Source organism: Rhodoferax sp. GW822-FHT02D07, assembly GCF_058802405.1.
Map to the genome: position 1 here is coordinate 967,757 of NZ_JBXAOD010000001.1, position 12,526 is coordinate 980,282.

General features: G+C 62.5%; 10 protein-coding genes. 3 read left to right on the forward strand and 7 right to left on the reverse strand.

Annotated features, from left to right (window positions below; genetic code table 11):
* Nucleotides 1–38: 38 nt before the first annotated feature.
* From AC1RNN_RS04560 to AC1RNN_RS04570, 3 genes are read right to left on the reverse strand one after another with little or no spacing between them, the layout of a single operon-like run.
* Nucleotides 39–1,019, reverse strand: a complete 981-nt coding sequence (locus tag AC1RNN_RS04560; RefSeq protein ID WP_493085610.1) for a tripartite tricarboxylate transporter substrate binding protein — start codon at nucleotides 1,017–1,019, stop codon at nucleotides 39–41.
* On the reverse strand, nucleotides 1,016–2,401 hold the full coding sequence (locus AC1RNN_RS04565; RefSeq protein ID WP_493085608.1) for a sensor histidine kinase: 1,386 nt from the start codon (nucleotides 2,399–2,401) through the stop codon (nucleotides 1,016–1,018). Before AC1RNN_RS04565 ends, AC1RNN_RS04560 begins: the two co-directional genes overlap by 4 nt.
* A complete protein-coding gene (locus AC1RNN_RS04570) occupies nucleotides 2,367–3,047 on the reverse strand; it encodes a response regulator (RefSeq protein WP_493085607.1) in 681 nt (226 codons plus the stop codon). The genes AC1RNN_RS04565 and AC1RNN_RS04570 overlap by 35 nt, the downstream gene beginning before the upstream one ends.
* Before the next feature lie 100 nt (nucleotides 3,048–3,147).
* Here AC1RNN_RS04570 and AC1RNN_RS04575 point away from each other — a divergent pair, with 100 nt between their 5' ends.
* On the forward strand, nucleotides 3,148–4,146 hold the full coding sequence (locus AC1RNN_RS04575) for a Bug family tripartite tricarboxylate transporter substrate binding protein (RefSeq protein WP_493085606.1): 999 nt from the start codon (nucleotides 3,148–3,150) through the stop codon (nucleotides 4,144–4,146).
* A 12-nt stretch (nucleotides 4,147–4,158) separates the two neighbouring features.
* On the opposite strand, the gene AC1RNN_RS04580 is transcribed toward AC1RNN_RS04575, so the two are convergent.
* On the reverse strand, nucleotides 4,159–4,557 hold the full coding sequence (locus tag AC1RNN_RS04580; RefSeq protein ID WP_493085605.1) for a rhodanese-like domain-containing protein: 399 nt from the start codon (nucleotides 4,555–4,557) through the stop codon (nucleotides 4,159–4,161).
* Nucleotides 4,558–4,657: 100 nt separating this feature from the next.
* Between AC1RNN_RS04580 and ftrA the strand changes: the two genes are divergently transcribed.
* Entirely contained in the window at nucleotides 4,658–5,641 is a 984-nt protein-coding gene (gene ftrA, locus AC1RNN_RS04585; protein ID WP_493085604.1) for a transcriptional regulator FtrA, read from the forward strand.
* A 117-nt stretch (nucleotides 5,642–5,758) separates the two neighbouring features.
* Nucleotides 5,759–8,596: a sensor domain-containing protein gene (locus tag AC1RNN_RS04590; protein ID WP_493085603.1), complete on the forward strand. Its 2,838-nt coding sequence runs from the start codon at nucleotides 5,759–5,761 to the stop codon at nucleotides 8,594–8,596.
* 499 nt (nucleotides 8,597–9,095) lie between these two features.
* On the opposite strand, the gene AC1RNN_RS04595 is transcribed toward AC1RNN_RS04590, so the two are convergent.
* The 3 genes from AC1RNN_RS04595 to AC1RNN_RS04605 form a co-directional block, all read right to left on the reverse strand.
* Nucleotides 9,096–10,385, reverse strand: coding sequence for an NADH:flavin oxidoreductase/NADH oxidase family protein (locus AC1RNN_RS04595; RefSeq protein WP_493085602.1), 1,290 nt, complete (start codon nucleotides 10,383–10,385; stop codon nucleotides 9,096–9,098).
* A gap of 173 nt (nucleotides 10,386–10,558) precedes the next feature.
* Complete coding sequence (locus tag AC1RNN_RS04600; RefSeq protein ID WP_493085600.1) at nucleotides 10,559–11,371, reverse strand: oxidoreductase; 813 nt, start codon at nucleotides 11,369–11,371, stop codon at nucleotides 10,559–10,561.
* Nucleotides 11,372–11,452: 81 nt separating this feature from the next.
* On the reverse strand, nucleotides 11,453–12,526 hold the full coding sequence (locus AC1RNN_RS04605; protein ID WP_493085599.1) for an alkene reductase: 1,074 nt from the start codon (nucleotides 12,524–12,526) through the stop codon (nucleotides 11,453–11,455).

The following is a 12,526-nucleotide window of genomic DNA, read 5'->3' on the forward strand; positions in this document are numbered from 1 at the left end:
CCTCGTAGAATATGCGCGAGCAGCTATTAATTTGATAGCTATTTGCCTGGAGCTAGAGGCTCTTTGGGGCCCAGACCAAACTCGCTGGCCAGCTCCCGATAGTGGGCCAGCTGTTGTTGGATCGTGTGCTCCAGCGCGGGGCCGGCGATCCAGCCGTGCTCCAGGCCAGTACGCGCCAGCGCTGGTTGGCCGGCCGCCCGAGCCAATGCATCGGCCCATTCCTTGTAGTCCTTTTCGGGCACGCCGGGCCCCATGTACAGCCCGCGCAGAATAGGCCATTGGATGTCAAAACCCTGTTCGCGTGCCGTGGGTGTGCCGGACCAGCGCCCGCCCAGACGTTTGTCGGAAAGTACGGCCAGTACACGCACAGCCGCCCCCTGTTCGATCTGTCGACCCACCTCGGCCGCGTCGCCCGCCAGCACCTGCACGTGGTTGTCGCTCAGGGCGGAGACGGCTTCGCCGCCACCCTCGAACGCCACAAAGCGCATGACCTTGTGGCTGACCCCCGCCGCGCGTGCCAGCAGTGCGGCTTTCATCCAGTCCTGGCTGCCAATCGAACCTCCCGCCCCGAACACCATGCCGGCCGGGTTGCTGCGCAAGGCCTCCGTGAGTTGGCCCAATGTCTTGTAGGGCGAGTCTCTCTGCACGGCGATAACGCCATAGTCCATGCCGAGCGCGGCGAGCCAACGCACGTCACTGGCGGAGTAGGGGCCGAAGCGGTTTTGCGCCAGGTTCAGCAGTGAGCCCGAAGAGAAAGCCACCACGGTTTTTCCATCGGGCGGGCGCTGGTTGACAGTGGACTTGAACGCCAGTGCACCTATGCCGCCGGGCTGATAGACGATCTGCAGCGGCACCCGCCCGCCGCCGGCGGATTGCAGCATGTCGCGAGTGAGCTGGCAGGTCAGATCAAAACCTCCACCCGGCTTGGCCGGGGCCACGCAACGTCCGCCATCCGGCGCACCGGCTTGGGCCAGCCCGCCCACCAGCAGCAGCGCCAGAATCCGCAAGGTGCGCGTCATCGCGGCCACCACAGTGCGGCACACAGCCCAGGCCCAGGCGCCACCGGCTCCACGCGCAACTGCCCGCCATGCGCCTCGATGACGGAGCGCGCGATCGCCATGCCCAGGCCCGAACCACGGCTGTGGCGCCCTTTGACAAAGCGTTGTCCAAGCTGTTTCAACACATCGTCTTCCATACCGTCTCCATCGTCGGTGACCTGCACACGGTAGCCCAGCATGTCGGCCGCAGCCCCCAGCGTTGCCATGCCTTGTGGTCGCCCATGTTGGATGGCGTTGTGTGCCAGGTTGAGCAGCGCCTGGCGCAGCAGCGCGCGGTCGCCCACGCAGGGCAGGGCCTCATTGGGCAGGTCTACGCCAAAGTCCACGCCACGCTCGCGCGCCAGCGGCATAAGCTCCAACGCCACTTCGCGTACCAAGGCCGCCAAATCGAAGGTCTCGCGCTGTGCAACGCCGGTGTCGCTGCGGGCTAGCGCCAGCAGTTGGTTGGTGGCGCGGATGGCATGTCCCAGCGCGTCTGACAGGGCCCGCAGCGCCTGTTCTTTTCGGGTGGGGTCTGGTTCGCGCAGGATGAAGTCGAGCTGGGCACGCAGCACGCTCAAGGGCGTGCGGAGCTGGTGGGATGCGTCGTCCACAAAGCCGCGCTGTTCGGCCATCAGGGTTTCGGTGCGCTGCAACTGCTGGTTGATCGCGTCCACCAGGGGGCGCACATCGCTGGGCAAATCCTGGGCTGGCAGGGGGCGCATGTCGTCTGCCGCGCGGGCCCGGGTTTGCCGGGCCAGGCGGGTCAACGGGCGCAGCGCCAGCGTGAGCCCCACCAGGATGGCCAGCACCATGGTCGCCAGAAAGGCTGCGTCGCGCAGCAGGCCGCGGCGCAGAAAGCTGGCCGTGAACTGCTCGCGTGAGGCCGTGCTTTCGGCCACCTGGATTACCACAAAGCCGCTGTCCGAGCTGTCCAGCGCCCGCGCCAGCGGTCGCATGAAGGCGCCCACACGCACTGTCTCGCCAAAATACACCGCGTCGTAAAACTGTGGCTGCCCTGGCTTCAGGGCCTGGGGCGGGGCAGGCAGGTCGGGGTTGCCAATTTCCACCAGGCCATCGGCGGTGGCCACGCGGAAGTACACGCTGCCGGTCGCTGTGAGCTGGAAGAACTCGAACAGCCGGTAGGGCAGTTCCACGGCCAGTCCGCCGGAGACGGTGGATACATTCAGGTCCAGCGCCTTGATGGCGCCCAGCAGGGAGCGGTCGTAGGCTGCATTGGCCGCGGCTACCGAGTCGCTGCGCGTGAGCCACAGGCTGCCCATCGTCACCAGTGCCATGACGGGCAGCAGCAGGACCAGCAGGCGGACCTTAAGGCTGGCTTGGCGTATAGGATTCCAGCGCATAACCCAGGCCCCGGTAGGTGTGGATGCGCACGCCGCTGTGTTCCAGGCGTTTGCGCAGGCGGTGCAGCAGCATGTCCAGCGCGCTGGCCTGCACATCGGCCTCGTCGCTGAAGATTCGGTCCATGACCTGTTGGCGTGTCAGGGGCTCGCCGCTGCGCAGGATCAGTGCCTTCAGCAGCGCATGCTCGCGCGGTGAGAGCTGCACCAGATCGCCCGCCAGCGTGAACTGTTTGGTGACGGTGTCGAAGGCCAGCGGGCCGCAAGCCAGGCGCGGGTGTTCGCTGCCGCGCGCGCGGCGCACCAGGGCTGTGAGCCGGGCTTCGAGCTCGGCCAGCGCAAAGGGCTTGGCCAGGAAGTCGTCTGCGCCTTGGTTCAGTGTATTGACGCGCTCGGTCAGCGAATCGCGTGCCGTCAGCACCAACACGGGTAAGCGCTTGTCCTGTTCGCGCAGGCGCTGCAGGATGTCCGTGCCACTGCGCCCCGGCAGGCCCAGGTCCAGCACCAGCGCGTCATAGTCCGTTTCCGCCAGCGCCCGCTCCACCAGCCGACCGTCGTCACGCCAGTCTACGCGGTGGCCGCTTTGCTCCAGGGCCTTGCTAAGCCACTCGCCCAGGGCATGTTCGTCTTCGGCCAGGAGGATGTGCATGCGGCGGATTATGGGTCAGCCCCTGTGGTGCGATTGATAGGGAACTGTTAGCTTAGGGGCTGCATCATTTGGCCCGCTGACCATAACAAGGAGACATGACATGCCTGAATTCAATATCAACCGCCGCCAGTTGTTGGGCGCCGGCGCTGCCGCCACCAGCAGCCTCTGGCTGCCTCCCTCATTGGCCCAGGGCAACTGGCCCAGCAAGCCGCTGCGCCTGGTGGTGCCCTTCGCGCCTGGTGGTAGTTCCGAGATCGTGGCCCGCGCGATTGCGGGTGAGATGGCCAAGACGATTGGTCAAAACGTATTCGTGGAAAACAAACCCGGCGCGGCGGGCAACATTGCCATGCAGGAAGTGGCCAACAACACGGACGAGCACTCCTTCATCCTGGGCCACATCGGCACGCTGGCGGTGAACCCCTTCATCTTCCCCAAGCTGTCGTACGACGCCGAGCGCGATTTTGTGCCCATCACCCTGATCTCCAAGGTGCCCAGCCTGTATGTGGTGCACCCTGATCTGCCGGTCAAGAGCCTCAAGGAATTCGTGGCCTACGCGGCGGCGCGCCCCGGCCAGCTCAATTACGGTTCCGCAGGCAACGGTAGCGCCGGCCATCTGGCGTTTGAGTACCTGAAGATGGCCAGCGGAACATTCATGCTGCATGTGCCGTATCGCGGCACCGGCCCCATGTTGACGGACCTGATGGCCGGCCGCCTGCAGGCGGCTTCGGTGGGGGCGCCGGCACTGCTGCCGTTCATCAAATCGGGCAAGCTGCGCTGCCTTGCGACCGGAACCACGGAGCGCCTCCCCCAGTTGCCCGATGTGCCGACTGTGGCGGAACAGGGTTTCAAGGGCTTCGAGATGACGCAGTGGTACGGGCTGCTGGCGCCGCGCAAATGGTCCAAGCCCAATATCGACAAGCTCGAAGCCGAAGCCATCAAGGCCGCGCGCGGCAGCATCGTCAAGGACAAGCTGTCGCAGGAAACCGCGCTGGCAGTGGGCAACACCGGCAAAGAGTTCGAAGCCTTCATCAAGGCCGAGCGTGGCCGCTGGAAGCCCGTGATCGACCGCGCCCAGATCAAGCCCGAAGGCCTGGGCTGAGCGTCGGGCCTCTCAGGCCTCGCCCGTCGCCAATTCAAAGCCTTCGTCCAGCCAGCCGGTGATGCCGCCGGCCATGATCTTCACGGGCCGGCCCAGCCGCGCCAGGCGCAGCGCACCCTTGGCAGCGCCATTGCAGTGCGGGCCGGCGCAGTAGGTCACAAACAGAGTGTCGGCCGGCCACTGGGCCATCTTGCTCTCCACGATCTTGCCGTGCGGCAGGTTGATCGCGCCAGGCACATGGCCGCGCGCAAACAGGGCGGGGGAGCGCACATCCAGCAGTACAAAGTCCGCGCCCTGGGCCAGGGCGTCGTGGGTGTCCCAGCAGTCGGCTTCAAAGGTGAATTCGGCAGCAAAGTGCGCCTCGGCCAGGGCGGAAGGAGCGGCGGGGGTGGCAGTGACTGCGGTGGGCATCTGGGTTTCTCCGGTGGGTGGTTGATGCCTCTATGGTCTTGCCTCAGGCGTGTTTCTACAATTGGCGTAAAAGCCATTTATGACAAAAAATACGCCAAACTTGCCGAACCCGCCATGGACCACCACCGGCCCCCTGGTGGTGGCGCCCGTGTACGACGGGCTGTGCACCTTCGAGTTTTCCATCGTGGCCGAGATCTTTGGCCTCTCCCGGCCCGAAATGGGCGCCGGCTGGTACCGCTTTGCCAGCGCCGCCATCGAGCCCGGCCCGCTGCGCGCCCACGGCGGCCTGCAGGTCACCACGGATGGCGACGCCAGCCTGCTGGAGCAGGCCGACCTTATCGTCATGGCGGGGTGGAAGGGCGCACAGGTGCCCGTGCCGGACGAACTCAGCCACCGGCTGCGCGCCGCTTGGCAGTGTGGCGCGCGGCTCGCGTCCATTTGCTCCGGCGCCTTTGTGCTGGCGGCCACCGGCCTGCTGGATGGCAAGCGGGCCGCCACCCACTGGCGCTACGCCAAGGCGCTGCAGGCGCGCCACCCCAGCGTGGAGGTAGACGCCAGTGTGCTCTATGCGGAGGGCGACCGCGTCTACACCTCCGCCGGCAGCGCCGCGGGCATGGACCTGATGCTGCACATCGTGCGCAGCGATTTTGGCGTGGACGCCGCCAATAGCGTGGCGCGCCGCCTCGTCATGCCGCCGCACCGCAGCGGCGGCCAGGCCCAGTTCATCGAACGCCCTGTGCCGCAAGACGGCGACCTGCGCCTGGTGCAACTGCTGGAGGCCGTGCGCAGCGACCTGAAAGTGCCGTGGACGGTGAACCAGATGGCCAGCCGTGTCGCCATGAGCCCGCGGACCTTTCTGCGCCGCTTCGCCGATCTCACCGGCCAATCCCCCGGCCAATGGGTGGTCGCCGAACGCGTGGAACACGCCAAGCGCTTGCTGGAGGGCAGCGCACTGTCGGTGGAGCGCATTGCCACTGAAGTGGGGCTGGGCAGCCTGCAGGCGCTGCGGCACCACTTTCAGCAACAGCTGGGGCTGTCGCCGCGGGAGTATCGGGGGATGTTTGGGAGGCCGGTGCTAGGGTGAGTACGGAATAGGCGACCAGCACTCCGGTGCGATACTTGCATCGCTTCAGCCCGAATTCCCGAGGCAGACGTATGGCAACAAGAACAGATCGTTGGATATGAAGGCGAGGTGCCTTTGATGCAAAACATTGCCGGTGTGCAGGTCAATGGCGTGAGCTTGGCCTGGGTTCTGCTGGGTAAGGGGTTGGACCTTTATCAGGATGGTGTGTTCATTCTTGGCGAGGATGGGCGTTTCGTCTATGTGAACGATGCCGCAGTCCGTGCCCTGGAATACAGCCGCGAAGCGCTGCTGACCATGGGGCCGCCGGATATTGACCCGAATATCTCCCCTGAACGGACCCTGGAAATACTGCAGAGCCCCGAGGGGCAGGCCTTTGTCATAGACACGGTGCACAAAACGCGGAGCGGCAATCTGCTTGCCGTGCAGGTGCATGGTGTGAATCTGCGGCTGGAGGGGCGATTGTTTGCGGTCTCCATCGTTCGCGATTTGACCGAGTCCAAGCGGTTGCAAGAGGCATTGCAGCAGCGCCAGCAGTATTGGCGCACCTTGCTCGACGAGTTTCCATTTTTTGTTTGGTTGAAAGACGAACAAAGTCGTTTGCTGGCAGCCAACACTGCTTACGCCAAAGTGGCAAGGGTGGCGTCCACGGCGGAACTTGAGGGGCGTACTGAATTTGATTTTTTCCCGTACGATCTGGCCGAGACCTATATGGCCGACGACAAGGCTGTCATGGCGTCGGGTGTGGCCCACTATGTGGAGGAGCTCTATGTCGATGAGTATGACCAACGGCGCTGGATGGAGGTCTGGAAGTCTCCGTTGTATGAACATGGCAAGGTGGTCGGCACGGTGGGTTACTCCCGCGATATCACGGATCGCAGACATACGGAGCGTGAACTTCAGAGGGCCTTGGCCTTTGCGCAGGGGGTGATTGATGCTTTCCCGGATCTGTTGTTTGAAACCGACCGGGCTGGCCGCTACCTGAACATTTGGACGCGCAACCCTGAGTTGTTGGCCGTCAGCCGAGAAGCCTTGCTGGGGCGCACAGTGCAAGACGTGCTGTCACCCGAAAGTGTGACCATTGCCGAAAACGCCATCGCAGAGGCAGAGCAGGCTGGCGTTTCACTGGGGAATGTCATCTCGGTCATGACCTCGGTGGGCCTGCGCTGGTTTGAGTTGTCGGTATCTCAAATGCGCACCCCCGATAGCGCTGGACCACATTTCATTACGGTTTCACGCGATGTGACGCAACGCGTGGTGCTGCAGCAGGAACTGACCCACCGGGAGCGGGAGTACCGCACGTTGGTCGAAAACTCTCCAGATGTGATTGCCCGGTTTGGCGTGCAATTCGACTGTCGTTATGCCAACCCGGTACTACTGCGGGCCGTGGGCATGTCGAGTGTCGAGGCCATGGGGTGTTCGCCATTGACGTTGTGGGGTACGGAGGCGGGAGCGGTCCTGATGCGGCATTTAGCGGATGTCGTGGACCGCAAGGAGTCTGCCGAGTTGGAGTTGACTTGGTCCGATGCCACAGGCCGTAGTGTTTGCAGTTTGGTGAGTTTGACCCCTGAAGTTGGTGATGCTGCAAGCGTCAGCAGCGTCTTGATGGTGGGGCGCGATATCAGTGAACTCAAAGCCTACCAGGACAAGATCCACCAGATGGCGTTTTACGACCCGCTGACAGGGATGCCCAACCGCGTGTTGTTCAATGACCGCTTGACGCAGTTGCTGAAAGACGCGGCTTACCACCGCTACATGGCAGGTGTGATGGTGGTGGATCTGGACCGCTTCAAGCAGATCAATGACACCATGGGCCATGCGGCGGGTGATGCATTGCTCAAGCAAGTGGCCGTACGCATGCAGGCCAGCGTGCGTAGTTACGACACGATCGCCCGGCTAGGCGGCGACGAGTTTGGCATTCTGTTGCCGCAAATCCGTGAAGGAGCCCATTTGACGCGTGTGGCTGGCAAGGTGCTGGCAGCCTTCAGTCAAGCCTTTTGGCTGGAGGGGCGGGAGATATTCATATCCTGCAGCATTGGCATCGCGGTGTACCCATCGGACAGCGAGGGGGAGGAGGAATTGCTCAAATACGCGGATTCCGCGATGTACTCCGCCAAGCATCTCGGGCGCAACAATTTTCGGTTTTACTCCAAAGACCTGACCGTGCGAGCCCAGGAACGGCTGACGCTGGAGTCCGACCTGCGCCATGCTTTGGAGCGCGGCGAACTGGCGCTGCATTACCAACCCAAGGTGGTGCTGGAGACGGGTGCTTTGCTGGGGTGCGAGGCGCTATTGCGCTGGAAGCATCCTCGACTGGGCATGGTACCTCCAGATCAATTCATTCCGATGGCAGAAGACTCTGGTTTGATCCACGCGTTGGGGGCCTGGGTGTTGCGTGAGTCCTGCGTCACCGCTGTCATATGGAATGCTGCGGCAGCGCTGCCGCGCAAGGTGGCGGTCAACCTGTCCGTCCGCCAGATACAGGCGCCTGGCTTGGTGGCACAGGTGCAGGGCATCCTGTCTGAGACCCTTTGCCAGCCCCAGTGGCTGGAATTCGAGATTACCGAAAGCCTGCTGCTGGACGAAGATGGCTTGGTCGTCAATACCTTGCAGGCGCTGCGCGCCATGGGTATCACCATCGCCATTGACGATTTTGGCACCGGTTATTCGGCCTTGTCCTATCTGGCCCGCTTTCCCATCGACACGCTCAAAATCGATAAGTCTTTCATCCGGTCGGCAACTACCGACCATTTTCAGGTGGAATTGGTGCGGGCCATATTGTCAATTGCACGTTGCCTGAACCAGATGGTGGTGGCCGAAGGCGTGGAAACGCGCGAGCAGGCCCAATTTTTGGCCACTGAAGGATGCCAGTTGGCGCAGGGCTTCCTGTTCAGTCGAGCCGTGTCCCGGGAACAGTTGCTGGCTTTTTCTGACGTACTCCTCGTACCTGAAGCTTAACGGTGGTGTCATTGCCAGGGCGCTAGGCGGTTGCAGATGTCCAGGGCACCGCGATGGGTTGGTACTTGGGGGCTTGCAGGCGCAGCGGCACCACTTTCAGCAACAGCTGGGGTTGTCGCCGAGGGAGTATCGGGGGATTTTTGGCAGATGAATGGGGCTTAGCCCTCATGGATGTTGCGCGAGCAGCTATGGATTGGATAGCAATTTATGACTGCGTGCCAATAGTGCTACGCACAAGATGGCAGCAATGGTGCTATCAATCAAGGGGAATAAATGAATTCGCTTTTGTCCGGTTCGTTGAACGTTGACATGCGAAACAATGGGAGCCAACTGCAAGTGCCAAATAGGTACGGGATAGTGGCCAAATAGGCCTCTGGCCCTTATGGAATATGTGCGAACAGCTACTTATTCCATAGCGTTCAGGCCTGCAGCGCCGCGCTGTAGGCCTGGGGTCACGGGGAGTCGGTCAGGCCCTGGAAGCACATCGTGGACGAGTTTTTCATGCACGCAGGCGCTTGGTGCGGTAAGTGCCCCATACGTTGCCTTTCAGGGATTTGAGAAATGCCCAGAGACCACTTTCATTGGGCCGAGGATTGCCGCCGCGCGCTATGCGTTTGAGCTGCAGCGTGTACCAAATCACTTCCATCAGACCCATGCGATCAATCGGTTTGATGCCTGTCGTGATGGCGCGTACGCGCTGGGGGCTGTTTTTCCCATGCAGCAAGGCCAGCGGAGCCTCTGGGTCGATGGCCATGAGCCGCGCGATGCCCACCAGATCGAGCGCGCCAGAGCGCAGTGCGGCATTCATGCCTCCTGCGGTGCGAAAGCCACCTGTCACCATCAAAGGGACTTTCACCAAGGCGCGCACCTTTTCTGCAAACTCAAGAAAGTAGGCTTCGCGCGCCACGGTCGATGACTTCTTAGTCTGCTCCAAAATGCCGCTCATGGCCGGGGCTTCGTAGGTGCCACCAGAGATTTCTATGAGGTCGATGCCCGCCTCTGCGAGTGCCTGGATGGTCGCCATCGATTCTTCCTCGGTGAAGCCACCGCGCTGAAAGTCGGCGGAGTTGAGCTTGATTCCTACCGGAAATTTCGGGCCCACCTGACGGCGAATTTCTGCGTAAACGGCCAGCACGAAGCGGCGCCGGTTCTCGGGGCTGCCGCCCCACTCATCCGTGCGCAAGTTGTGGTGTGGCGACAAGAACTGGCTGATCAGGTAGCCGTGTGCACCGTGAATCTGCACGCCGCTGAACCCTGCCTTTTTGCAAACGGCCGCGCTGCGCCCAAAGCGCTGAATGATGTCGAGAATTTCAGTCCGCGTGGCTTCTCTCGGCGTGTCAAAGAAAGCTGCCATGTCCTCGCGAAACGGAACCGCTGATGGTGAGAGGGTGCTGACGTTCAATCCTTTAGGGGCTTGCTTGCCGGGGTGGTTGAGTTGCACCCACAGCGCGGCACCTTGGGTCGTAGCCGCGTTTGCCCAGTGTTTCAGGAGGGGGAGGTCACTTTCATCTTCGATCACCACATTGCCTGGCTCACCCAGCGCCGCGCGGTCGATCATCACGTTGCCTGTCAGCAGCAGCCCGATACCCGAGGAAGCCCAGCGCTGGTACAGCGCGACAAGCTCAGGTGTGACATGGTTGTCATAAGTGGCCAATGCTTCGCTCATGGCGGACTTGGCGAGACGGTTGCGCAGCATATTGCCGCTTGGGAGGCGCAAGGGCTGCAGCAGCAAGTTGGTGTGCGGTGCGTTGGCCAAGGACGTGACTGGCTTCTCATGGGTGGTGTTCATAGATGCTCCTCCTACTCAATCTATTTGTTGATCGCTCTCCTTGACGAATAGTCGACCAAATGGGTAGTTTGTGCGAGCCACTAGCGCTTTGAAGTTCATGGTTGCTTTTCCTTGCTGCATGGATTGGTACTGGGTTGGCTTATGCCTGCCCTCAGTAGTCACTTTGCTGTGCCTTAGCTCAGTCCGAATTGCTTGTGCAGTACCCTGTCGAAGAAGCCCCGCGGCAGAAAGCGCCGGGCGAACGCGCCCTGGCGCGCAACCTTGCCGGAGGGGTAGCGCAGAAGCGGTGTTTGGTCGTCGGCGGCCAGCACGATGGTGTCGGCTACGCTTTCGGCGCTATCCGCTGCGCGCATCGCGCTCTCAAATGCGACGAGGTACTGCTTGCGGCTGGCGTCATAGGCGGCCAGCGGCTGATCGGAGGGGGTCACGCTCGCGTCGAATGCGGTGCGGGTCACGCCCGGTTGAATGACCGCGACGCGCACGCCGAAGCCACGCACTTCGTGGTCCAGCGATTCGGAATAGCCCTCGATAGCATGCTTGGTGGCCGAGTAATGCGCGTTGAAGGGAGCCGGGATGATGCCCAGTCCGGAGCCCACGTTCAGGATGCGGCCGCTGCCCTGCTTGCGCATGGTGGGCAAGACCGCATTGCTAACTCGGACCACGCCGAACACATTCGTCTCAAACATCGCCCGCACCTGCGCGATCGAACTCTCTTCCGCAGCGGCCGGGCCAAAACCAAAGCCCGCGTTGTTCACCAGCAGATCGATGCGTCCTTCTTGTTGCAGCAGCGTGTCAACAGCCGTCCTGACCGAAGCGTCGTCCGTCACATCCATCGCTAGCATGGTAAAGGTGCCCTGGCCCGCTTGGGCGCCGCGCCGGCTGGTGCCATAGACCTTGTAGCCCGCAGCGACGAGTTTGTTGGCGGTGGCTTCACCGATGCCTGAGGAAGCGCCAGTGACGAGGGCAACGCGTTTGTTTGTCTTCATGAAAAAATTCTGATGGTTTGGGGTTAAGTGCGCGGCTGTCGATGCTTTGGACAAGCGCGAGTGCTATGCGTATCTTGATGTTCAGGCGGCCAGCGTCGGGTAGTCCGTGTAGCCCTCAGAACCGGGCGTGTAGAAGGTGGCTGGGTTTGGCGCATTCAACGCGGCGTCTTGGCGCAGGCGCTCCACCAGATCAGGGTTGGCAATGAAGGGTCTGCCCATGGCCGTCAGGTCCGCACGGCCTTCGCTCAGGGCCTGCTCTGCGCTGGCTTTGTCGAGCCCGCCGGCCAGGATGAAGGGACCGTTGAACGCAGCCCGCAGATCAGCCTTTAGCGTGGCCGGAACCGGCGGGGCACCCAAGGCCGAATGGTCCAGCACATGCACGTACATCAGGCGGAGTGCGGAGAGCTGTTGCACCAGCGCCAGGTACTGTTCGTCCACGCCATCGAATGCACCCGCGGCATTGACCACGCCATGGGGGGAGAGGCGAACGCCCACACGTTCTGCGCCGATTTCTTTTGCGGCAGCGTGGGCAACTTCCAGCACCAAGCGGTTGCGGCCTTCCGCCGTGCCACCGTAGCCATCGGTGCGGCGGTTGATGTTGGCATTCAGGAATTGCTCCAGCAGGTAGCCATTGGCTGCATGCAATTCGATACCGTCAAAGCCCGCCTGCATAGCGAGGCGCGCAGCGGTGGCGTACTCGCCCACCACGGCCTGGATGTCCGCTTCTGTCATGGCGCGCGGTGGCGTGTGCGCTTGGCTGCCTTGCGTGTCGGTCCACATCTCGCCGGGGCATGTTTCGGGCGAAGGGCCCAACACCTCGGCACCTGCAGGCAGGTTGGCCTGGTGGGACACGCGGCCGGTGTGCATCAGCTGCACCACGATCTTGCCACCCTTGGCGTGCACCGCGTCGGTTACCAGCTTCCAGCCCTGAGCCTGAGCGTCATTGAACAGGCCCGGAATCCGGGCATAGCCCAAACCGTTGGGGGAGGGTGAGGTGCCTTCCGTGATGAGGAGGCCGGCGCTTGCGCGTTGGGCGTAGTAAGTGGCCATCAGGCCATTGGGCGTGTTGTTGCTTGCGCGGCTGCGTGTGAGGGGCGACATCACGATGCGGTTGCTGAGTGGGGTGGAACGCAGTTGGAAGGCATCGAAGAGCAT

What these genes read in the sequence shown, in the direction of transcription:
- AC1RNN_RS04560 (WP_493085610.1), bottom strand. Translation starts at nt 1,019, where the DNA reads ATGACGCGCACCTTGCGGATTCTGGCGCTGCTGCTGGTGGGCGGGCTG.
- AC1RNN_RS04565 (WP_493085608.1), bottom strand. Translation starts at nt 2,401, where the DNA reads ATGCGCTGGAATCCTATACGCCAAGCCAGCCTTAAGGTCCGCCTGCTG.
- AC1RNN_RS04570 (WP_493085607.1), bottom strand. Translation starts at nt 3,047, where the DNA reads ATGCACATCCTCCTGGCCGAAGACGAACATGCCCTGGGCGAGTGGCTT.
- AC1RNN_RS04575 (WP_493085606.1), top strand. Translation starts at nt 3,148, where the DNA reads ATGCCTGAATTCAATATCAACCGCCGCCAGTTGTTGGGCGCCGGCGCT.
- AC1RNN_RS04580 (WP_493085605.1), bottom strand. Translation starts at nt 4,557, where the DNA reads ATGCCCACCGCAGTCACTGCCACCCCCGCCGCTCCTTCCGCCCTGGCC.
- AC1RNN_RS04590 (WP_493085603.1), top strand. Translation starts at nt 5,759, where the DNA reads ATGCAAAACATTGCCGGTGTGCAGGTCAATGGCGTGAGCTTGGCCTGG.
- AC1RNN_RS04595 (WP_493085602.1), bottom strand. Translation starts at nt 10,385, where the DNA reads ATGAACACCACCCATGAGAAGCCAGTCACGTCCTTGGCCAACGCACCG.
- AC1RNN_RS04600 (WP_493085600.1), bottom strand. Translation starts at nt 11,371, where the DNA reads ATGAAGACAAACAAACGCGTTGCCCTCGTCACTGGCGCTTCCTCAGGC.
- AC1RNN_RS04605 (WP_493085599.1), bottom strand. Translation starts at nt 12,526, where the DNA reads ATGCTCTTCGATGCCTTCCAACTGCGTTCCACCCCACTCAGCAACCGC.